At 62.5% G+C, this 19,003-nt stretch carries 22 protein-coding genes and 1 pseudogene; 16 read left to right on the top strand and 7 right to left on the bottom strand.

Features of this window, described 5'->3' with window-relative positions:
- Nucleotides 1-2: 2 nt before the first annotated feature.
- Both ispG and EN807_RS07145 read right to left on the bottom strand, forming a co-directional pair.
- Nucleotides 3-1,256, bottom strand: coding sequence for a flavodoxin-dependent (E)-4-hydroxy-3-methylbut-2-enyl-diphosphate synthase (gene ispG, locus EN807_RS07150; RefSeq protein ID WP_135934414.1), 1,254 nt, complete (start codon nt 1,254-1,256; stop codon nt 3-5).
- 377 nt (nt 1,257-1,633) lie between these two features.
- A complete protein-coding gene (locus EN807_RS07145; protein WP_023797036.1) occupies nt 1,634-1,819 on the bottom strand; it encodes a YdcH family protein in 186 nt (61 codons plus the stop codon).
- A 239-nt stretch (nt 1,820-2,058) separates the two neighbouring features.
- On the opposite strand from EN807_RS07145, the gene EN807_RS07140 reads away from it, so the two are divergent.
- Nucleotides 2,059-2,262: a YdcH family protein gene (locus EN807_RS07140; protein WP_023797035.1), complete on the top strand. Its 204-nt coding sequence runs from the start codon at nt 2,059-2,061 to the stop codon at nt 2,260-2,262.
- Between the two features lie 32 nt (nt 2,263-2,294).
- On the opposite strand, the gene EN807_RS07135 is transcribed toward EN807_RS07140, so the two are convergent.
- Complete coding sequence (locus EN807_RS07135) at nt 2,295-3,098, bottom strand: IclR family transcriptional regulator (RefSeq protein ID WP_135934413.1); 804 nt, start codon at nt 3,096-3,098, stop codon at nt 2,295-2,297.
- 120 nt (nt 3,099-3,218) lie between these two features.
- On the opposite strand from EN807_RS07135, the gene EN807_RS07130 reads away from it, so the two are divergent.
- The 10 genes from EN807_RS07130 (at nt 3,219) to EN807_RS07085 (ending at nt 10,692) form a co-directional block, all read left to right on the top strand.
- Complete coding sequence (locus EN807_RS07130; protein ID WP_127314235.1) at nt 3,219-4,100, top strand: transporter substrate-binding domain-containing protein; 882 nt, start codon at nt 3,219-3,221, stop codon at nt 4,098-4,100.
- Between the two features lie 70 nt (nt 4,101-4,170).
- A complete protein-coding gene (locus tag EN807_RS07125) occupies nt 4,171-4,836 on the top strand; it encodes an amino acid ABC transporter permease (RefSeq protein ID WP_135934412.1) in 666 nt (221 codons plus the stop codon).
- Between the two features lies 1 nt (nt 4,837).
- Nucleotides 4,838-5,488 carry an amino acid ABC transporter permease gene (locus tag EN807_RS07120; RefSeq protein WP_095517947.1) on the top strand — a complete coding sequence of 217 codons (651 nt, stop codon included), beginning with the start codon at nt 4,838-4,840 and terminating at the stop codon, nt 5,486-5,488.
- Between the two features lie 4 nt (nt 5,489-5,492).
- Complete coding sequence (locus tag EN807_RS07115; protein ID WP_135934411.1) at nt 5,493-6,287, top strand: amino acid ABC transporter ATP-binding protein; 795 nt, start codon at nt 5,493-5,495, stop codon at nt 6,285-6,287.
- Nucleotides 6,288-6,323: 36 nt separating this feature from the next.
- The gene (locus tag EN807_RS07110; RefSeq protein ID WP_127208725.1) at nt 6,324-6,785 is read left to right on the top strand and encodes a RidA family protein; all 462 of its coding nucleotides are present in this window, start codon (nt 6,324-6,326) and stop codon (nt 6,783-6,785) included.
- Between the two features lie 25 nt (nt 6,786-6,810).
- Entirely contained in the window at nt 6,811-8,016 is a 1,206-nt protein-coding gene (locus tag EN807_RS07105; protein WP_135934410.1) for an aminotransferase class V-fold PLP-dependent enzyme, read from the top strand.
- Nucleotides 8,017-8,119: 103 nt separating this feature from the next.
- On the top strand, nt 8,120-8,617 hold the full coding sequence (purE, locus tag EN807_RS07100) for a 5-(carboxyamino)imidazole ribonucleotide mutase (RefSeq protein WP_065011353.1): 498 nt from the start codon (nt 8,120-8,122) through the stop codon (nt 8,615-8,617).
- On the top strand, nt 8,614-9,690 hold the full coding sequence (locus EN807_RS07095) for a 5-(carboxyamino)imidazole ribonucleotide synthase (protein ID WP_135934409.1): 1,077 nt from the start codon (nt 8,614-8,616) through the stop codon (nt 9,688-9,690). The genes purE and EN807_RS07095 overlap by 4 nt, the downstream gene beginning before the upstream one ends.
- 180 nt (nt 9,691-9,870) lie before the next feature.
- Complete coding sequence (ykgO, locus tag EN807_RS07090) at nt 9,871-9,996, top strand: type B 50S ribosomal protein L36 (RefSeq protein ID WP_006327841.1); 126 nt, start codon at nt 9,871-9,873, stop codon at nt 9,994-9,996.
- 111 nt (nt 9,997-10,107) lie between these two features.
- On the top strand, nt 10,108-10,692 hold the full coding sequence (locus EN807_RS07085) for a hypothetical protein (protein WP_127208728.1): 585 nt from the start codon (nt 10,108-10,110) through the stop codon (nt 10,690-10,692).
- 123 nt (nt 10,693-10,815) lie between these two features.
- Here the strand turns inward: EN807_RS07085 and EN807_RS07080 are convergent, their stop codons facing one another.
- Nucleotides 10,816-11,868, bottom strand: a complete 1,053-nt coding sequence (locus EN807_RS07080; RefSeq protein WP_135934408.1) for a nitronate monooxygenase — start codon at nt 11,866-11,868, stop codon at nt 10,816-10,818.
- Nucleotides 11,869-12,091: 223 nt separating this feature from the next.
- On the opposite strand from EN807_RS07080, the pseudogene EN807_RS36395 reads away from it, so the two are divergent.
- Nucleotides 12,092-12,294, top strand: a pseudogene (locus EN807_RS36395) (hypothetical protein).
- Between the two features lie 173 nt (nt 12,295-12,467).
- Here the strand turns inward: EN807_RS36395 and pyk are convergent.
- Nucleotides 12,468-13,904: a pyruvate kinase gene (gene pyk, locus EN807_RS07070; protein WP_135934407.1), complete on the bottom strand. Its 1,437-nt coding sequence runs from the start codon at nt 13,902-13,904 to the stop codon at nt 12,468-12,470.
- Nucleotides 13,901-14,311, bottom strand: coding sequence for a DUF1036 domain-containing protein (locus EN807_RS07065; protein ID WP_246684140.1), 411 nt, complete (start codon nt 14,309-14,311; stop codon nt 13,901-13,903). Before EN807_RS07065 ends, pyk begins: the two co-directional genes overlap by 4 nt.
- Before the next feature lie 323 nt (nt 14,312-14,634).
- Between EN807_RS07065 and EN807_RS07060 the strand changes: the two genes are divergently transcribed.
- The 3 genes from EN807_RS07060 to EN807_RS07050 all read left to right on the top strand — a co-directional run bounded on the left by EN807_RS07060 (nt 14,635) and on the right by EN807_RS07050 (nt 17,066).
- The gene (locus EN807_RS07060; protein WP_135934406.1) at nt 14,635-15,432 is read left to right on the top strand and encodes an N-formylglutamate amidohydrolase; all 798 of its coding nucleotides are present in this window, start codon (nt 14,635-14,637) and stop codon (nt 15,430-15,432) included.
- Nucleotides 15,433-15,442: 10 nt separating this feature from the next.
- Entirely contained in the window at nt 15,443-15,751 is a 309-nt protein-coding gene (locus EN807_RS07055) for a DUF1244 domain-containing protein (protein WP_127314224.1), read from the top strand.
- 133 nt (nt 15,752-15,884) lie between these two features.
- Nucleotides 15,885-17,066, top strand: coding sequence for an MFS transporter (locus tag EN807_RS07050; RefSeq protein ID WP_135934405.1), 1,182 nt, complete (start codon nt 15,885-15,887; stop codon nt 17,064-17,066).
- On the opposite strand, the gene EN807_RS07045 is transcribed toward EN807_RS07050, so the two are convergent.
- Nucleotides 17,024-17,935, bottom strand: coding sequence for a LysR family transcriptional regulator (locus EN807_RS07045; protein ID WP_135934404.1), 912 nt, complete (start codon nt 17,933-17,935; stop codon nt 17,024-17,026). The genes EN807_RS07050 and EN807_RS07045 overlap by 43 nt on opposite strands.
- Before the next feature lie 94 nt (nt 17,936-18,029).
- On the opposite strand from EN807_RS07045, the gene EN807_RS07040 reads away from it, so the two are divergent.
- Complete coding sequence (locus EN807_RS07040) at nt 18,030-18,989, top strand: SDR family oxidoreductase (protein ID WP_135934403.1); 960 nt, start codon at nt 18,030-18,032, stop codon at nt 18,987-18,989.
- The last annotated feature ends 14 nt before the right edge of the window (nt 18,990-19,003 follow it).

The following is a 19,003-nucleotide window of genomic DNA, read 5'->3' as shown; positions in this document are numbered from 1 at the left end:
ACCTACTCCGCCGCGGCCTTGCCAGGTTGCCCAAACCGCTGCTCGATATAATCGGCGACCATTTTTTCGAAGTCGGCGGCAATCGAAGGGCCGCGCAGCGTCGCCGCCTTCCTGCCGTCGACGAACACCGGCGCCGTCGGCGTCTCGCCGGTACCGGGCAGCGAAATGCCGATGTCGGCATGCTTGGATTCACCTGGACCGTTGACGATGCAGCCCATCACCGCGACCTTGAGGTTTTCGACGCCGGGATATTTTTCACGCCACACCGGCATGTTTTTGCGCAGATCCGCCTGGATATTCTGGGCGAGTTCCTGGAACACGGTAGAGGTCGTGCGACCGCAGCCGGGGCAGGCGGCGACGATCGGCACGAACTGCCGGAATCCCATGGTCTGCAGGAGTTCTTGCGACACCTGCACCTCGCGCGTGCGGTCGCCATTCGGCTCCGGCGTCAGCGAGATGCGGATCGTATCGCCAATGCCTTGCTGGAGCAGGATGCCCATCGCCGCGGACGAGGCGACGATGCCTTTCGAACCCATGCCGGCCTCGGTGAGGCCGAGATGCAGCGCGTGGTTGGAGCGGGTGGCGAGCTCGGTGTAGACGGCGATCAGATCCTGTACGCCGCTGACCTTGGCCGACAGGATGATCTTCTCGCGGCCAAGGCCGATCTCCTCGGCCATTTCGGCCGAAAGGATCGCCGACTGCACGATCGCCTCGCGCGTCACTTCCTGCGCGGTCAGCGGAAAGCCTTGGCGCTGGTTGTCGTCCATCAGTCGGGTCAGAAGCTCTTGGTCGAGCGACCCCCAGTTGACGCCGATGCGCACCGGCTTGTCGTACCGGATCGCCATCTCGACGATCGCCGCGAACTGCCGGTCCTTCTTGTCCTTGAAGCCGACATTGCCCGGATTGATGCGGTATTTGGCCAGCGCCTCGGCGCAAGCCGGATGGTCGGCGAGCAGCTTGTGGCCGATATAGTGGAAATCGCCGACCAGCGGCACATCGATGCCGAGCCGTTCGAGCCGCTCGCGGATGGCGGGCACGGCGGCAGCACTCTCGTCGCGATCGACGGTGATGCGCACGATCTCGGAGCCGGCGCGATGCAGCGCCGCAACTTGAGCGACTGTCTGGTCGACGTCGGCGGTGTCGGTGTTGGTCATCGACTGAACGACGACAGGCGCACCCCCGCCAACCATCACGCCGCCGACATCGACACCGACCGATGTACGGCGCGGGAAGGGTGAAGAAAAATATCCGGTCATGGCCGGCTGCCCTTTGTTAGCGCCGAATTCCGGAATCGGTTTCCGGAAACAATCATGCGCAAAAATCAAAATACAGCGTCGTTTGCGCGTCCGAAAGGACGCGCGGCGCCGTAGAAGGTCCGGCATGAGGTGGAGGAGCAAAGATGGCTTGTCAATGGCGACAGGCAGGCAGACCTGTCAAATCGACCGCCGGACAAATAACGAAACGCTCCGGCGGCATTGGTTGCCACCGGAAAGAATGGTCGCGCGCCAAGGCGGCGCGCAGCTATCCCTGTGCATGACCCCGAAAATCGGGTTTCGGAAAGAATCATGCGCCAATCAGAAATGCGACAGCGCCCTTTGCGCGTCCAAAGGACGCGCGGCGCTGTAGAAGAACGTCAGTGCGTGGTCGGTTTCGGTTTCGCCTTCAGTTTTTCAATCTCGTCCTTGAGTGCCAGCTTGCGCCGCTTGAGATTCACGATTTCGAGGTCATCGACCGATGGATGGTTCATCGCATCATCGATTTCGCGTTCGATGTCGCCGTGTTTCCGCTGCAGCTCATCAAGATGGGATGCAAGAGACATGATTGGTTCTCCCTTTCATGGTTTCCTCGATTGCAGCCGTCAAGGCGCGTCCACCGCAGGCTCGCTTCTGTGACGGCATAATGACAGTGTGCCACTATCGGGCATCGATGTCGAATGCTGCGTGGTAGCATTTCACGGCAATACGAAATGTGGTATTGGCTGCGCGCCGGTGCAAGATACCTCCGGCCCCGCCCAATCAGGCCCATTTTTGGGCGCCGCAGACGTGCAGACGGTAGATAATGTCCGAACAGGAACAGGCCGATATCCGCCTCGAATATTCTCGGCTGAAGCAAGAGCATGCCGATTTCGACGCGGCGATCAACGCGATGATCGCCATGGGCTGCGACCCTCTGCAGATCCAGCGCATGAAGAAGAAAAAACTTTTCCTGAAAGACCGGCTGATGGCGCTGGAAGACCGGATCATCCCCGACATCATCGCGTGAGCGAATCCACTTACCGTCGCGCCAAATCCTGCTCATCCCGTGATCGAAAGCCTCGCGGCGCGTTCGCGCAGCAGGGCAATGAGATTGCCGGTCTTCTCCTCGGAAGTGTCGATGGGAACCACCAGGCATATCGTCGCCTCGACCTTTCCGGCAGCTGAAAAGACCGGCGCGGCAAGGCATTTTGTATAGGCGTCGACAAGACCGGAGGTCACACAGTAGCCGACAGCGCCAGCCGTAGCGATATCGGCGATGAAGTCGTCCAGCAGCAATCTGCGGCCGTCCGGCAGGACGAGATCGTCCTCAGACACCATGTCTTCGATCACGGCCCGTTCGAAACCGGCGAGAAGCAATCGCCCGGAAGCGGTCCAGGGAAGCGGGATCTGCAAACCTGTGGCCGAGCTGATCCGGAATGGCCTGGTGCCCGGGCTTGAATGGACAATCGTGTAGCGGCCGCTTTGCAGCATGCACAATTCAGAGGTCTCGCCTGTCTCGCGCGACAGATTGTCGACTTCCTGACGCCCTCTCCTGAGCAAGTCGTTGCCGCGCACGTAGTCCATTCCGTAGAGATAAAGCTTCTTTCCGAAATAGACCCGATTGCCGTCGCCGGCCATTTCCAGCAGGCCCGCATCCACGAGCGAGCGCACAAGCGTGTAGATCGTCGAGCGCGGCGCATTCACTCCTTTGGCGAGATCGCCAATCCCGATCGCTCGCTGGTTCGCGTGAAGAAACTCCAGGATATGGAGCACCCGGTTGAGACCCTTCTCGCGGGAACTCGCAATCTTGTCTTCGTCCGGACCAGCTTCCGACCGCGCTGCCAAGGCATTGCCATCTTGCATTACTGATTCCTGATGTTAGTATCTGTCTTGTACAGGATACATGTGTCTTTTGTAAGAGACAATCCAGCAGATCACTGGCGCATGTATCGCCAAGGGGAACACAACACGAAGGAGGTCGCCGTGAACGACACATCCAAAAGACGTGAATTTCTGAAACTGGGAATGGCAGGGCTTGCAACGGCCGGAGTGGTGGGCGCAGCAGCAACGATCGATGTTCAGAAGGCGGCAGCGCAAGCTGCACCGGACAGCCTGCTGCGCACTGTTCTTGAGCGCGGCAAGGTGATCGTCGGCACCGGCAGCACCAACGCGCCCTGGCACTTCGAAAACGATGCCGGCGAGCTGGTCGGCATGGACATCACCATGGGGCGCATTCTTGCTAAGGGGCTTTTCGACGATACGACCAAGGTCGAATTCGTCATGCAGGATCCGGCACAGCGCATTCCGAACGTGACCACCAACAAAGTCGACATCTCGATCCAGTTCATGACCATGACCGCCCAGCGCTCGCAGCTTATCCACTTTTCCCGGCCCTATTACGTCGAAGGCATCGCCTTGCTGACCCTTCCGAACGCCGAAAACAAGACCTTCGACCAGCTGCTTGCCGGCGGTTCGGCGACACGGATTTCCATCCTGCAGAACGTCGATGCCGAGGCAAATGTGCGAATCGTCCTGCCGGAGGCGCAGGTGATGCAGATAGACACGCAGGCCAACGTGCTGCAGGCACTGGAATCGAAGCGCGTCGACGGCGCCGCCGTCGATCTGTCGACGGTCCGCTGGCTCGCCTCGCGTAATCCGGACAAATACTTCGATGCCGGCAAGAGCTGGTTCTCGATGCTTTACGGCGCCGCACTTCGGCAAGGCGACCTCGACTGGCTGACCTTCGTCAACACGACCTTCACCACCGCCATGTTCGGCCATGAGACGGCGCTCTATGATGCTGCATTCAAGGACTATTTCGGACAGGAGCCGCCGGCGCGCCATCCCGGCTTCCCGGTCATCTGATGCAAGCTGGCGGAAGGGCCGCGCCCTTCCGCCTCCTTCTCGTCGACCGCCCTCGATATCACAGGGACACATGGGCTATACCCTAAACTTCAACCTGATCTGGCGGCATTTCGACAAGCTCTGGGGAGGGCTGCTGCTCAGCCTCGAGCTGGCCGTGATCTCCATTGCGATCGGCATCGTCATCGGGCTGCTTCTGGCGGTCTGGTACGTGTCGGCCGGGCGTGCGGTGCGGACCGTCATCGCCGCCTATGTCGAGTTCATCCGCAACGTGCCGCTGATCCTGCTCGTCTATCTCGTCTTCTACGGCCTGCCGACGGTGGTCGACATCGCCTACAGCGCGGAGACCTCATTCGTTGCCACGCTGTCGCTCTATAGCGGCGCTTATCTGGTCGAGGTGTTCCGCTCGGGGCTCGAAGCGGTTCCGCGCGGACAGCTCGACGCCGGCAAGGCGATCGGCCTGACGCCCTGGCAAAGGCTGGTCCATGTGCGCTTGCCGACGATGTTGCGGATAACGCTGCCCGCGCTTTCCAACACGTTCCTATCGCTGTTCAAGGACACGTCCGTTGCCTCGGTCATTTCGGTGCCCGAACTCACCTACGGCGCCCAGTGGATCAACTTCAACACCTTCCGCATCGTCGAGGTCTATCTTGTAGTGACGGCGATGTACCTCTTGACCGGCTATGCGCTTCTTTATGCGCTTCGGCTTGTCGAGCGCCGGTTCAGGGCGGCGCACTAGGATGCTTGGCCAGATCGCCTATGCCTTGCCTTTCCTGGCCCAGGGTTTTGCCGTGACACTATGGGTGTCGCTGCTGGTCGTGGTGTTGTCGCTCGTCGCCGGCGTGATGATGGGCGTCGGCCTTGTCTATGGCCCGGCTCCGCTGCGCTGGGCGGTGCGGATTTTCAGCGACACCATACGCGGCATTCCGATCCTGGTGCTCATCTTCTTCGTCTATTACGGCCTGCCTGCCGTCGGCATCCATCTGGAATCCTTCTGGGCAGCCGTGCTGGCACTCACCCTGTTCAAGACGGCGCAGGTCATCGAGTATCTGCGCGGTGCGGTCGGTTCCATACCGAAGGGGCAGTCCGAAGCGGCGATGGCGATCGGGCTGACCTTTCGCCAGCGACTGGCTTACGTCATCTTCCCGCAAGCGTTCAGGCGCTTCCTGCCGCCTTGGATCAATGGCGTCACCGATGCGGTGAAGGGCAGCGCGCTGGTCTCGCTGCTCGGCATCACCGACCTGATGCACGCCATCAACCAGGTCATCGGCCGCACCTACGAGGCGATGCCGCTCTACATCCTCGGTGCGGTCATCTACTTCGTCGTCAATTACGCCCTCTCCCTGGCCAGCCGACGGTTGGAGCGGCGTTTCTCCTTTATCCGGGAATAGCAAGATGTCCATCGCCTCGCCCGCCAATCCGGCGCTTCTCGACATCTCCGACGTTTCCAAATCCTTTGGATCCGTCGAGGTCCTGCGCTCCGTCAGCCTGCAGGTGACACGCGGCGAGGTGGTGACTGTCATCGGACCTTCCGGCAGCGGCAAGACCACGCTGCTGCGCTGCGTCAACTTCCTGGAGAGCTACGACAGCGGCTCCATCCGCATCGACGGCAAGGAGGTCGGTTTCCGCGACACAGGAACACGCCAGCGCCGCAGCGAGCGCGACCTGGCGAAGATGCGCGCCGAAACCGGAATGGTGTTCCAGAGTTTCAATCTGTTCCCGCATCTGACGGCGGCCGGCAACATCATGCTTGGCCTGCGCAAGGTGCGCGGCAAGAGCAGTACCGAAGCACGTGCCATTGCCGAGCACTGGCTCGGCCGGGTCGGCCTCGCCCACAAAGCCGACAGCCTGCCCGCCGAGCTTTCCGGCGGTCAGCAGCAGCGTGTCGGCATCGCCCGGGCGGTGGCGATGGAGCCGAAAATCCTGCTTCTCGACGAGATAACATCCGCGCTCGACCCGGAGCTCGTCGGCGAGGTGCTCGAGGTCGTGCGCAGCCTGGCGGAGGACGGCATGACGATGGTGATGGTCACGCACGAGATGGCCTTTGCGCGCGACGCCTCGAGCCGCATCGTCTTCATGGCGGATGGCGGCGTCAGCGCCGCAGGCCCGCCTGCCGAGATTCTGGGCGCGGAGATCGAAAACGAGCGTCTCCGCAGTTTCCTGGCGCGGTTTCGTGCCTCGCATTTCTGACATCGGACGGCGAAAGCTGTCGCAAGGAGCCTTTTCATGACGCCTTACATCCGGCTCGCCGAATTGGGCCTGACGCTGCCCGAGCCGCCGGCGCCGATCGCCAACTTCGTCACCCACGCCGAAAGCGGACGGCTGATCTTCCTCTCCGGCCAGGGGCCGTTGCGCGCCGACGGCACGCTTTGCACCGGCAAGGTGGGCGAGGACGTCACTGTTGAAGAGGCTTATAAGCATGCCCGTCTCACCGGGCTGAACCTGCTCGCCGTCATGCACGCCGCGGCAGGCGACCTCGGCCGCGTCGTGCGCGTCGTTAAGCTGCTTGGCTTCGTCAACGCGATCCCGACCTTCAGTGACCATCCGAAAGTGGTCAACGGCTGCTCCGATCTTTTCGCCGCTGTCTTTGATAATATCGGCGGGCACGCCCGCTCGGCGATCGGTGTCGGCTCATTGCCGGGCAACATCACTGTCGAAATCGAGGCGGTGGTCGAGATCGCCGCCTGATGTCTACCAAACGGGATCCGCAAAAATGAAAACCTATTCGGCAAACGGCTCCAACACGACAATTCGCGAACGGCTGGGCCTTCGCCCGATCATCAACGTTTCCGGCACGATGACAGCGCTCGGCGCCTCGATCATCGTCCCGGAAGCGATCGCCGCGATGTCGGAGATCGCGTCGCAGTGGGTGGAGATGGACGATCTGCAACGCGCCGCAAGCACGGTCGTCGCGCGCCTCACAGGAGGCGAGGCCGGCTTCGTCACGGCTTGCTGCGCCAGCGGCATCACCATGGCGATTGCCGGCACGATGACCGGCACCAACCTACTCGCGATCGAGCGGCTGCCGGACGACACGGAGGGCCTCAAGTCCGAGGTCATTGTCCAGCTCGGTCACATCGTCAACTACGGCGCGCCGATCGACCAGTCGATCCGGCTTGCAGGGGCCAGGACCGTACCGGCCGGCACGGTCAGCGTGACGCAGGATTATCATGTGCGCGAGGCGATCTCCGACCGTACCGCGGCAGGCCTCTATGTCGTTGCGCATCACACCGTGCAATACGGCATGCTTTCGCTCGAGGAATTCTGTGAAATCTGCCATGCCAGGGGCGTCCCGGTGATCGTTGACGCCGCCTCCGAATACGATTTGCGCGGCTTTCTCGCACGCGGCGCCGACATCGTCGTCTATAGCGGGCACAAATTCCTCAGCGGACCGACAAGCGGCATCGTCACCGGGCGCAAGGATCTGGTGCGGGCCGCCTATCTGCAGAATCGTGGCGTTGCGCGGGCGATGAAAATCGGCAAGGAAAGCATCGCCGGCACCATGGCCGCCCTGGAGGCCTGGGAGCGGCGCGACCATGCCGGTATCCGCAAGCGGGAAGAAGTGGCTTTGCATCTGTGGAGAGACGCATTGCAAGGGCTGCCCGGTATCGCCGCGCATGTCATTCCCGATCCGACCGGCAATCCGCTCGACCGCCTGCAGGTGTTTGTTACGCCCGAAAGCAGGTTCACCGCCGCCGGCCTTGCCTCGGCGCTGGCGGCAGGTTCGCCTCCCATTATCGTCCGCAACCACGAGGTCGAGCGCGGTCACTTCTTCCTCGACCCTTGCAACCTTCATCCTGGCGAGGCGGAGATCGTCGCCGAGCGCCTGCGGGCAGTGTTGAGCGCCAGTGACCGTCCTGCGGATGCCATGAAGTCGGCTCGCAAGGATAGCGCCGGCGCCTTGCGCTGGCCGGATTAGGTAACATTGGCGCCATACGCCTGAATGCTGCGCCGAGGCATGGTATCCTTGCCGTCGATCCCGAATTCCGCTAATGCGCGCCTTTGCCGCCGGGAGCAGAAGCTTGGACGATCACCGCGCCGACGTCGCCATCATCATGGGCAGCCAGTCCGACTGGGCGACGATGCGCCACGCCGCCGAAACGCTGGAGGCGCTAGGTATCCCGCACAAGCGGCTGATCGTTTCGGCTCATCGCACTCCCGACCGGCTCTATGACTTCGCCAAGGGCGCCAAGGCCGCCGGTTTTCGGGTGATCATCGCCGGCGCCGGCGGTGCGGCGCACCTGCCGGGCATGACGGCGGCGATGACGCCGCTTCCCGTTTTTGGCGTACCGGTAGAATCTAAGGCGCTTTCCGGACAAGACTCGCTGCTCTCTATCGTGCAGATGCCGGCCGGCATTCCGGTCGGCACGCTGGCCATCGGCAAGGCGGGCGCCACCAATGCCGCCCTTCTGGCTGCGGCCGTGCTGGCGCTGACTGACGAAAAGCTCGCCGCCCGGCTTGATGCCTGGCGCGCCGCCCAGACCGCCAAGGTCGCCGCAGAGCCCACGGACACGCCATGAGCCTGCCTGCCGGATCGACCATCGGCATCATCGGCGGCGGCCAGCTCGGCCGCATGCTGGCCATGGCCGCGGCTCGCCTCGGCTATCGTACCGTCGTGCTGGAGCCGCAGCCGGATTGCCCGGCGGCACAGGTCGCCAACCGGCAGATTGCCGCCGCCTATGACGACACGGCTGCGCTCGCCGAACTGGCGGCAGTCAGCGCCGTCGTCACCTATGAGTTCGAGAACGTGCCGGTCATGGCCGCCAGCGCGCTTGCCGTCACAGTCCCGGTCTATCCGCCGGCACGCGCGCTGGAAGTGGCGCAGGACCGGGTGGCGGAGAAGAAATTCCTCAACGGCATCGGCATCCCCACGGCAGATTTCTGTCCCGTCGACAATGACGACGAGCTGACGGCGGCGCTGAAAAAGTTCGACGGCAGCGGCATATTGAAGACGCGGCGCATGGGCTATGACGGCAAGGGCCAGCGCGTGTTCCGCAACATGGAAACAGGCGGCTTTGCCGGCACCTGCGAATCGATGGGCAACGTGCCGTTGATCCTCGAATCCTTCGTCGGCTTCGAACGCGAGATTTCGGTGATCGCGGCGCGCGGCATGGACGGTTCGCTCGCCGCCTACGATCCGGCAGAAAACGTCCACCGTGACGGCATCCTGCACAGCTCGACCCTGCCGGCCAGGATAGGGTCCGAAACCGCCGCTGCAGCGCAGGCGGCGGCGGCAAAAATACTTGCGGCGCTCGATTATGTCGGCGTCATCGGTATCGAGTTCTTTGTCCTTGCCGACGGCGCGCTGCTGGCCAATGAGATCGCGCCGCGCGTTCACAATTCCGGCCACTGGACGGAAGCCGCCTGCATTGTCTCGCAGTTCGAGCAGCACATTCGCGCCGTCGCCGGCCTACCGCTGGGAAATCCCGGCCGCCATCTCGACTGCGCCATGGAGAACCTGATCGGCGACGATGTCCTGCGGGTCCCGGCCCTGCTCGCCGAGCCCGATCTGATGCTGCATCTCTACGGCAAGGCCGAAGCGCGTCCCGGCCGCAAGATGGGCCATTTTACGCGAATGAGCCGTGACCGTTGAGGCTATTGGACGGCGCTGCTCTAATGCCATCGATAGGGCGGAAACTCAAACTCGCCACATGCTACGGTTGACACGGGCAAGGCTCCTCGTTTATGAGCCACGCACAAGTTCAGAGGCGCGCTTTCCGAGCGCGCCTTAATAATTCGGCCCAAGACTGGGCCCAGACCGACGGGCAAGACCATGAAGATCAAGAATTCGCTCAAGGCGCTCAAGGCGCGTCACCGCGACAACCAGTTGGTTCGCCGCAAGGGCCGCGTGTACATCATCAACAAGACGGCCCCGCGCTACAAGGCGCGCCAGGGCTGAGTCTTTTTGCGTGGGGGCGCCTGCCTCCGCGCTTGCGGATTTGCCGGCCTGCCGGCCCTTTCACGCTAAATTCAGTTTGACGATCTGCTGTCCGGGGTTAGATTCCGGATCATGCGGATTCTCTTTGCATTCTTCGCGGCGCTTTTTCTTTTCGGTTCCGCCTCGCTTCCGGCTCAAGCGGACGATGCGGTCGCCCCTCCGATTGCCACGACCAGGGAGGCAAGGCTCGACCAGCTGTTTGTCGACCTGAAGCGCGAGCGCAATGAAAAGGCCGCCGAGCGCATCGCCGCGCGCATCTCGCACGAGTGGTCGCAATCCGGCAGCGCCTCGATCGACCTGATGATGCAATGGTCGCAAAAGGCGGCCGAAGAAAAAAAGTTCGACGTGGCGCTCGACTTCCTCGACCAGGTGGTGACCTTGCAACCGGCCTATGCGGAAGGCTGGAACCGGCGCGCCACCGTACATTTCATGATGAATAACTTTGGAAAATCGATGGCGGACATCGACCGCACGCTGCAGCTCGAGCCGCGCCATTTTGGCGCACTTTCCGGCCTGGCGCAGATCATGGCCGTAACCGGCCACAAGCAGTCGGCGCTGGAAGCGTGGCAGCGCGTGCTCAGTATCTACCCGATGATGCGCAGCGCACAGGATCAGGTCGGCACGCTTTCGGAAGAACTTGCCGGCGAAGGGATCTGATGCCGGAGGGCCGGGCCCGCAAGGCTGAAACTCTGGTGGGACTGTCGCGTCAGCCCCAGTTCACGGGCGCATACCCGGTTTTCTCCTGCCGATGTCTCTCGGCCGATGGCATCGTCGGTGCCGTCATGAACCAGCTTCCGCGACGAGTTTCTCCACAAGGGCAGTTGCCGTCATCTCCCGCAATTTCGCAACGTCCTGCCCGGCCCAGATGGGCAGGAAATCAGCCCGCCTGCTTTCATCCACTGCCATCGAAAGCGGCAATGCCAAGCTCGCCTGCAACGGAAACTCCAGTGCGGCATCTTCCTCGCCAGCCATCTCCAACACAAACCGGTTACGGACCACGCGCGCCGGGCGGCCAGTGAAGCAACGAGTGACCGACGTGCTCTCGTCAGAGGCTGCGCGCAACCCGGCGCGATAGACTGGCTGCACATTGGCCTCGGGGCAAGCCAGGAAGGCCGTGCCGATCTGCACACCAGATGCACCTAGTGCAAAGCTGGCAGCAATGCCGCGACCGTCGAAGATACCGCCGGCTGCAATGACAGGCACGCGCACGGCATCAACGATCTGCGGCACCAGCGCCATCGTGCCGACTGTGCCGATAGCGGGATCACCGGTGAATGTGCCGCGATGGCCACCCGCCTCGTATCCCTGAGCGATGATAGCGTTCACCCCCGCTGCCTCAATTTGCCGCGCTTCCGAGACAGTGGTGGCCGAGCACAAGAGAACACAGCCGGCCTCTTTCAGCTGTTGCACAATTTTGGTGTCGGGCAGGCCAAAATGGAAGCTGACCACCTTTGGGCGTAGCTCAAGCACAATGTCTAGGCGCTCTTCGTCGAAGCTGGGAAAGGGCTCGCACGGTTGGGGCACGGGCCCGAGGCCGACCTCGTCGTAGTAGCCGTGAAGGCGATTGCGCATGTGTTGGGCCGCCTCATCACCATGGGCTGGCACCGGGTGCGCAAAGAAGTTTACATTGATCGGCCGATTGGTAGCGCGCTGTGTCGCCGTGAGTTGCTCCCGAATGGCCGCCCCTGGCAGAATGCCACATCCAAGCGAGCCAAGCCCCCCGGCGTTGCTGACTGCGGCCGCGAGTTCCGGCGTGGTGATGCTGCTCATCGGCGCTTGAATTATCGGGTGTTCGATGCCGAGGAGCTTCAGAAGATCGGTGCGCGTCCACATTGGATCACCTCCCCATTTGCCCGAAAAGACTACCTCAACTGACTTCAAGCTCAAGTACGTCGAGGCTATGTGCAGATGGTGCCGCTCGGGCTACCCAAGCTCCGACATATTCACGCCCATCCGGTCAGTGAATCCAGCAACCTCGTCGCTTTTACCTGTCTCGGCACTGCTTGCCGGTGAGCGCCAGGTGTGGTTTCCTGTCTGGCGGTCAGGGGGTTAGGTCATGATTGCAGCTTATATCGACGAATTTATAATGTTTTGCGTCGGCCTATGGATGTCGGGCATCGGCTACGGGTTTCTCCAGATGCCAAACCAATCCCAGGCTGGACAACGGGCCTGGTTGGCACGCCTTCCCAGCCATTTCAAATGATGGGGCCGCTCTTGCTGATAATCTCGATCGTACTCGCCGTCGCCTCACCGACTTGACTCGGTCGCAGCCAGAAAGTCGCTGCGCTCATGGTCCCATAGAGGCAAGGCGTCAGCTTGGTGAATTCGCCGGTGAGCTGCTTGAAGCCCGTCGCGTTTGAAGAGATTCATGCGACGCGCTTTGGATGTTTGTTTTCATCCCAACATCGCTGCCCAATTTTGGGCGACTTGCATTAGCCTCTGGCCTGCACGTCCGACCCGACATAGGCGATGCGCAGCATGTTGGTGGAGCCCGGCGTCCTCAGCGGCACGCCGGCCGTGATGATGACCCGATCGCCCGGCTTGCCGAACCCCTCGTCCAAAGCGATGCGGCAGGCGCGGTCGACCATGTCGTCGAGGTCGATGGCGTCGGGCGAGACGACGCAATGCGTACCCCACAGAAGCGACAGCCGCCGCGCCGTGTTGACGATCGGCGACAGCGCGACAATCGGCACCTGCGGCCGCTCGCGCGCGGCGCGCAGGCCGGTCGTGCCCGACGCCGTATAGCTGATGATCGCCGAGAGTTTCAGCGTCTCGGCGATTTCGCGGGCGGCGAGCGAGATGGCGTCGGCGCCGGTCGCTTCCGGCTCCGAGCGCTGCGCATTGATTATGCCGGCATAGGTCGGGTCGATTTCGACCTTGCTGGCGATGCGGTTCATCATCGCCACTGCCTCGACCGGGTAGGCGCCGGCCGCGGACTCGGCCGAGAGCATGATAGCGTCGGCGCCTTCGAACACGGCGATCGAGACGTCCGACACCTCGGCGCGGGTCGGCACCGGCGCGGTGATCATGGATTCCAGCATCTGCGTGGCGATCACCACCGGCTTGCCGGCGCGGCGCGCGGCGCGGGTGATCTGCTTCTGGATGCCGGGCACGGCTTCGAGAGGCATTTCGACGCCGAGATCGCCGCGGGCAACCATCAAGGCATCCGAAAGTTCGATGATCTCGGCCAGCCGAGCGACGGCCTGAGGCTTTTCGATCTTGGCCATGATGAGCGCCCGGCCGCGCGCGATCTTGCGCGCTTCGGCCAAATCCTCCGGACGCTGGACGAATGACAGCGCCACCCAGTCGACGCCGGTGGCCAGCACCGCATCGAGATCCCTGCGGTCCTTTTCGGTCAGCGCGCCGACCGGCAGATCGGTGTCGGGCAGGCTGACGCCCTTCTTGTCTGAGATGCTGGTGCCGGCGACGACGGTGCAGACGATCGCCTTGCCGTCGCTCTTCACCGCCTTCAGCTCGAGCTTGCCGTCGTCGATCAAAAGGCGGTGACCGGCCTCGACCGATCTCAGGATTTCCGGGTGGGGCAGATAGACCCTGGTCGAATTGCCGGGCTCGGGATTGTCATCCAGCGTGAAGGTCTGGCCGAGTGTCAGCGTCTCTTTGCCGTTGGTAAACTTGCCGACCCGCAGCTTGGGCCCCTGCAGATCGGCGAGAATGCCGATCGGCCGGCCGACCGCTTTCTCGACGGTGCGGATGCGACCGACAAGTGTGCGCATCAATTCATGATCGGTGTGGCTCATATTGATGCGAAACACGTCGGCGCCGGCTTCGAAGAGCTTCTTCAGCATGTCCTCGGAGGAGGAGGCCGGACCGATAGTGGCGAGTATCTTGACCTTGCGGCTGCGTCTCATTGACTGTTTGTTCCCGGGGCGGCTGGAACGCCCCCCGTTGCGGGGTCATCGGTCAGCTGGACCATCCAGCTTGCCTGCTCGCCCGTGTCATATTCCTGGAATCCGGCGCGCTGGAAGCCCCGGGCGACGCAATCGGTAACGCCGGCGATCTTGAACTCTTTTTCGGCCACGCACATGTTGATCGGGCCATCCCAGCGCCCGCCGCGCTCGGCGTCTTCTGCATAAAGATAGTAAAATCTTGATGACAGCGGCCCTTCGATCAGCGTCTTGCAGCTCGATCCCTCGATGTGCCACCAGCCTTCGGTGATCCAGCCGGCTTTGGCGCGATAGCCGATGCCGACGCCGACCAGGTTCTGCGTGGCGTTGCAGACACGGAAATCGGCGCGCGCCGGCGAGGCCGCAACCATCGCGGCGAGGCCCACAGCAAGGGTGAGGAGCGGCACGGCGAAGGCATAGCGCACGCGCGGCCTGCCGGCGGAACCCATCCTGAAATCCCTCAAGAACCACATTCGCATCTCTCAACGCCCCTTTTCGGAAAAGTCCGGGCGCATGTCAACGCGCCCTTTTGCTCAATTCCAATCGATTTAGAAAGGCTTCGGCGCACGATCTGTCGCCTTCCGCCAGATTTCCGCAGAAACCGTGGCCAAACGACGGCATTGCGTAATGATCCCCTTCGTGGAATGACGATACCATCCTCCCCGGAAGCCAGCGAACAGACCATTTCCCGCCGATGACCCGATCCACAGTTTTCGCGCCTTTCGACATCGTCGAGGGCGACCGCAAGCGAGGCATCGTGCTTTTGGCCGATCACGCCCGTCGCAACTTGCCGGAAGAGTATGGCAGCCTCGGCTTGCCGGCGGCGGAATTCGATCGCCATATCGCCTACGACATCGGTGTCGAGACGGTGACGCGCGAACTGGCAGCTTTGCTCGGCGTGCCGGCGGTACTCACCAATTTTTCGCGCCTTCTGATCGATCCCAATCGCGGCGAGGACGATCCGACGCTGATCCGCCAACTCTATGACGGCACCGTCATTTCGGGAAATTATCCACTTGCCTTGAAAGAACGTGAAAGGCGGCTCGACCGCTTCTATCGGCCGTATCACGATGCGGTCGGCGCTATGATCGCCTCGGTGGCACAGGCTTCCGCAAGCGCGCCCTTCATTTTTTCGGTACATTCCTTCACCCCATTCATGCAGGGGCTCGTGCGCCCTTGGCATGTTGGTGTCTTGTGGGATCGCGACGACCGGGTGGCGCGACCGCTGATCGAAATGCTTGCCGAGGACAAAAGCCTTATCGTTGGCGACAACGAGCCTTATGACGGCGCATTGCGCGGCGACACCATGTTCAGGCATGCCATAGTCAACGGCTTTGCCCATGCGCTGATCGAAATCCGTCAGGACCTGATCGCCGGTCGGAAGGATGCGGTCGCCTGGGCCGAACGGCTGGCGCCGATCGTTGACGCGATCAACCGCCGTCCCGATATACATCACGTCAAACGATTCGGCTCGCGCACCGGGCCGCTGTGAGGAGGTTTCGATGACGGAACTCAGCGACGAGCAAAAACGCGATTTCGAAGCCGCCGCCTTCCGCCGGCTGGTCGCGCATCTGCGCGAACGCACGGACGTGCAGAACATCGACCTGATGAACCTCGCCGGCTTCTGCCGCAACTGTCTCTCCAACTGGTATCGCGACGCCGCGGAGGCCGAGGGCGTCGATCTCAGCAAGGACCAGTCGCGCGAGATCATCTACGGCATGCCCTATGCCGAATGGCAGGCGCTCAACCAGACTGATGCCTCCGATGCCAAGAAGGCGGAGTTCGAGGCAAGAGGCCCCAGGGATCACTAACCCGATCGGCTCTCACCAACCTCGAGTTCAAGCGAGTCACTTGGCCCAAGCACTTTCAACAACGAGCGCTTGACTGAGGATTGAATCGATCTAATTTGCCGCGCGAAGCTATTTTCGCACCGGGTTCTACACGATGGACACGCTAAAAATCATGCAGACCGCCATTCGTGGACGATGGGCCGTGGCGGCCATCTTCCTCGCCAATGGTTTTCTGACCGGCGCCTGGGCGCCGCAGATCCCGGTGGTCCTGACCCGGCTGGAAATCAGCAAATTTACGCTTGGCCTGCTGATCTTGCTGTTCGGCGCCGGCGCGGTCACAGCCATGACTTGGTGCGGCCACCTGATCTCCAGGCATGGTTCGCGCACCGTGCTGCGCTGGTTCGGTCTCATCGGCAGCTTCGGCCTGCTGGTTGTGGCGCTTGCCCCCAACGTGCCGCTGGCGGCCATAGCCATGTTCATCTTCGGCGGTTCGATCGGCGGCATGGATGTCGCTATGAACGCCAATGCGGTCGTGGTGGAACGGCGGTTGTCCCGCGCCATCATGTCGTCCTCGCACGGCTTCTGGAGCCTTGGCGGTTTCGCCGGCGGCGCTCTCGGCGGCTTCGCCATCCAGAACTACGGTCATCTCGCCCATGCGATGGTCGTGACGGTTCTCGCTGTCGCCGTGATTGCAGTGGCAGTCCGCTACCTGATCGCCGAGGATAGGCCTCAGGTGACCGACCATCACAAATTCGCCCTGCCTGGAAATCCGCTGGTCTATCTGGTCGGACTGATGGCGCTGCTGACGATGATCTCCGAGGGTGCGGTGCTCGACTGGGCGGCGCTTTACCTGCAACAGGAACTCGGCACCGACCTTGCCATAGCGGGTTTGGCCTACGCCGCTTTTTCCGGCGTCATGGCCGTCATGCGCTTCGCTGGCGACGGAGTCCGCAACCGTTTCGGTGCCGTGACGACGCTGCGCGTCTCGGCGCTTGTCGCCGCCGCCGGCATGCTGGTGGCCGGGCTGGCGCCCTCGCCCTGGCTCGCCATCTCAGCCTTTGCCTTTTGCGGCTTCGGCATCGCCAATATGGTGCCGATCCTGTTTTCGGCCGGCGGCAACCAGGAAGGCATGTCGTCCGGCACCGGCATGAGCGTCGTCACCACCATGGGCTATTCCGGCATTCTGGTGGCACCGTCGGCAATCGGCTTCATCGCCGAGCATTCAAGCTTCGGTCCGATCTTCGTGGCTTTGTCGGGACTGCTGGTCGTCGTATTTTTGATGGCGGGGCTCGCTCACCGCGCCGAATTCGCGCCCGACGCAGCACCAGCCGAATAGCGTTTCAACTCCTCATAGAGGAAATCCGCGACACGGCGGATGCGCACGCTGGTGCGCACGTCCCGGTGCATAGCCAGCCATACCGGCAGCGTCGGCAGCGCGAGGCTCGGCAGCACTGTCTCCACCAGCGGATCGCGATCGGCCAGCGGCTCCTGGCCGAAGCCGATGCCGTTTCCCGCCCGCACTGCCTCCCAAAGCACGATTTGGTTGTCGGTCCTGAAGCGGAAGGCATTGCGGGTGAGCGGAACACCAAACTGGGCAAAGCCGCGAATGATCTCATCGCTGCGGTCGAAGCCTATCAGATCGTGGCCGGCAAGATCGCCGGGTTCGCTCGGACGGCCACGTCGGTCGAGATAGGATTTTGCCGCGCAGGCGCGGAGCGGAATGTCTGCCACTTTACGCGCCACCAGCTCGTTCTGTGCTGGCTTCACCATGCGGATGGCAATGTCGGCATCGCGGCGCAAGAGATTCTCGACCTGGTTCGACGCGACGATCTCGACCTCGATGCCGGGTTCCTCGGCGCCCAGCTGAGCCGTCATCTCGGGCAGGACATAGGCAGCCACCACCTCGCTGGCGGCAATGCGCACTGTGCCTTCGATCGCCTCGACCGATCCCAGCGCCAATAGCGAAAAGGCGCTTGCCTGCTCGCTCACTGCCCGGCCGCGTTCATAGAGCGTGCTGCCGGCTTCCGTCAGCGCATAGCCGCGCCGCCCGCGTCGGAACAGGGTGACGCCGAGCGCCTGCTCCAGCTCGGCGATATGGCGGCCGAGCGTCGGCTGGCTTGCAGCCAGCTTGCGCGCGGCAGCGGACAGGCTGCCGGTTTCCGCCACTGTGACGAAACTCTTGATCAGGTTCCAGTCGACTTCCATTCAAAACTGAATATCACGTCGCCAAATTCAGTCAATTTCCATTCGTTTGCGGACGGATCATATTGTGACCGTAACGCAAACACGGAGACGAAAAATGACCAAGATCGCAATTCTGGGTGCCAATGGCCGGCTCGGCCGCGTGGTGGCCAAGGCCTTCATCGACGCTGGCTATGATGTCCGCGCCATCACCCGCAGCGGCAAGATCCCGGCAGAACCGGCAGGCGCCACCGCCGTCGCCGGCGACGGCCTCGATCGCGAAGCGCTTATCCGCGCCACCGAAGGCGTCGACATCATCTTCAACGGCCTCAACCCGATCTACACCGACTGGGGCAAGTGCCTGCCGATGGCCGAGAACGTCATGGCCGCGTGCCGGGCGAACGACGCATTGCACCTCGCTCCGGGCAACGTTTACAATTACGGCTCGCCGATGCCGGCGGTCATCACCGAAGACACGCCGTTCCACCCGACGACCGAAAAGGGCCGCATCCGCGTCGCCATGGAAGACCTCTTTCGCCGTGAGGCCGAAGCGGGCCGAGTACGCACCATTCTGCTCCGGGCCGGCGATTTCTTCGGCGGAACCGGCAGCGGAGCGTGGTTCGATCTGATCGTCGCCGCCAAGATGGACAAGGGCGTCTATACCGCTCCCGGGCCGGCAGATCTCGTGCATGAATGGGCCTACCTTCCGGACTTGGCCAAGGCGTTCGTCGGGCTAGCCGAGAATCTCGACAAGCTCGGCGCCTACGAAGCGCTGAACTTTCCCGGCCACGCCGCTACCGATCTCGAGATCAAGGCGGCCGCGGAAAAAGCGCTCGGGCGCACGCTGAAACTGACGTCGATGCCGTGGTGGGTGCTGCGCGCCGGCAGCCCGTTCGTGGCGATGTGGCGCGAGCTCGTCTCGATGTCCTATCTGCGCTTCGAACCGCACCGGCTGGTCTCGGCAAGGCTGGAAGGCATCATCGGCACAATCCCGCATACGCCGCTGGATAGGGCGGTGGCAGAAGCTCTCGACGCTATCGGTGTGGCCACGATTGATGGCGTTTCGAAAGCTGCCTGAAAACGGAAAGTGGT

This window comes from Mesorhizobium sp. M5C.F.Ca.ET.164.01.1.1, from assembly GCF_004792125.1.
Lineage (GTDB): Bacteria > Pseudomonadota > Alphaproteobacteria > Rhizobiales > Rhizobiaceae > Mesorhizobium > Mesorhizobium wenxiniae.
Note: the sequence above shows the minus strand (reverse complement) of the source record. Positions and strands in the feature narration are given on the sequence as shown.

Coding starts and splice junctions, on each gene's coding strand:
- EN807_RS07140 (WP_023797035.1), top strand. CDS start 2,059: ATGTCCGAACAGGAACAGGCCGATATCCGCCTCGAATATTCTCGGCTG.
- EN807_RS07135 (WP_135934413.1), bottom strand. CDS start 3,098: ATGCAAGATGGCAATGCCTTGGCAGCGCGGTCGGAAGCTGGTCCGGAC.
- EN807_RS07085 (WP_127208728.1), top strand. CDS start 10,108: ATGCGGATTCTCTTTGCATTCTTCGCGGCGCTTTTTCTTTTCGGTTCC.
- EN807_RS07105 (WP_135934410.1), top strand. CDS start 6,811: ATGAAAACCTATTCGGCAAACGGCTCCAACACGACAATTCGCGAACGG.
- EN807_RS07080 (WP_135934408.1), bottom strand. CDS start 11,868: ATGTGGACGCGCACCGATCTTCTGAAGCTCCTCGGCATCGAACACCCG.
- EN807_RS07040 (WP_135934403.1), top strand. CDS start 18,030: ATGACCAAGATCGCAATTCTGGGTGCCAATGGCCGGCTCGGCCGCGTG.
- EN807_RS07110 (WP_127208725.1), top strand. CDS start 6,324: ATGACGCCTTACATCCGGCTCGCCGAATTGGGCCTGACGCTGCCCGAG.
- EN807_RS07145 (WP_023797036.1), bottom strand. CDS start 1,819: ATGTCTCTTGCATCCCATCTTGATGAGCTGCAGCGGAAACACGGCGAC.
- ispG (WP_135934414.1), bottom strand. CDS start 1,256: ATGACCGGATATTTTTCTTCACCCTTCCCGCGCCGTACATCGGTCGGT.
- EN807_RS07095 (WP_135934409.1), top strand. CDS start 8,614: ATGAGCCTGCCTGCCGGATCGACCATCGGCATCATCGGCGGCGGCCAG.
- EN807_RS07055 (WP_127314224.1), top strand. CDS start 15,443: ATGACGGAACTCAGCGACGAGCAAAAACGCGATTTCGAAGCCGCCGCC.
- ykgO (WP_006327841.1), top strand. CDS start 9,871: ATGAAGATCAAGAATTCGCTCAAGGCGCTCAAGGCGCGTCACCGCGAC.
- EN807_RS07065 (WP_246684140.1), bottom strand. CDS start 14,311: ATGGTTGCGGCCTCGCCGGCGCGCGCCGATTTCCGTGTCTGCAACGCC.
- EN807_RS07060 (WP_135934406.1), top strand. CDS start 14,635: ATGACCCGATCCACAGTTTTCGCGCCTTTCGACATCGTCGAGGGCGAC.
- EN807_RS07050 (WP_135934405.1), top strand. CDS start 15,885: ATGGACACGCTAAAAATCATGCAGACCGCCATTCGTGGACGATGGGCC.
- pyk (WP_135934407.1), bottom strand. CDS start 13,904: ATGAGACGCAGCCGCAAGGTCAAGATACTCGCCACTATCGGTCCGGCC.
- EN807_RS07115 (WP_135934411.1), top strand. CDS start 5,493: ATGTCCATCGCCTCGCCCGCCAATCCGGCGCTTCTCGACATCTCCGAC.
- EN807_RS07125 (WP_135934412.1), top strand. CDS start 4,171: ATGGGCTATACCCTAAACTTCAACCTGATCTGGCGGCATTTCGACAAG.
- EN807_RS07120 (WP_095517947.1), top strand. CDS start 4,838: ATGCTTGGCCAGATCGCCTATGCCTTGCCTTTCCTGGCCCAGGGTTTT.
- EN807_RS07045 (WP_135934404.1), bottom strand. CDS start 17,935: ATGGAAGTCGACTGGAACCTGATCAAGAGTTTCGTCACAGTGGCGGAA.